This is a genomic window from Streptomyces odontomachi (assembly GCF_024435355.1).
Lineage (GTDB): Bacteria > Actinomycetota > Actinomycetes > Streptomycetales > Streptomycetaceae > Streptomyces > Streptomyces odontomachi.
Map to the genome: position 1 here is coordinate 1 of NZ_JAMJWG010000113.1, position 290 is coordinate 290.

Below are 290 nucleotides of genomic sequence, written 5' to 3' on the forward strand. Positions count from 1 at the left end.
GCCTGTTCGATGATCACGTGGGCGTTGGTGCCGCTGATCCCGAACGAGGACACCGCCGCCCGCCGCGCCCGACCCACCTCCTCGGGCCACACCTGATCTTCGGTCAGCAGCCGTACCGCTCCCGCACTCCAGTCGACATGCGGGGTCGGCTCACCCACGTGCAGGGTGCGCGGCAGCACCCCGTGGTGCAGCGCCATCACCATCTTGATGACCCCGCCGACACCGGCGGCGGCCTGGGCGTGCCCGATGTTCGACTTCAACGAGCCCAGCCACACCGGCCGATCCTCCGG

Annotated in this window: 1 protein-coding gene; it reads right to left on the bottom strand. The window is 70.3% G+C overall.

Annotation, left to right across the window (positions count from 1 at the left end; all coding sequences use genetic code 11):
* Positions 1-290: ketoacyl-synthetase C-terminal extension domain-containing protein (locus NQO67_RS43605; RefSeq protein WP_255956212.1), on the bottom strand; the 290-nt coding region annotated here is incomplete at both ends.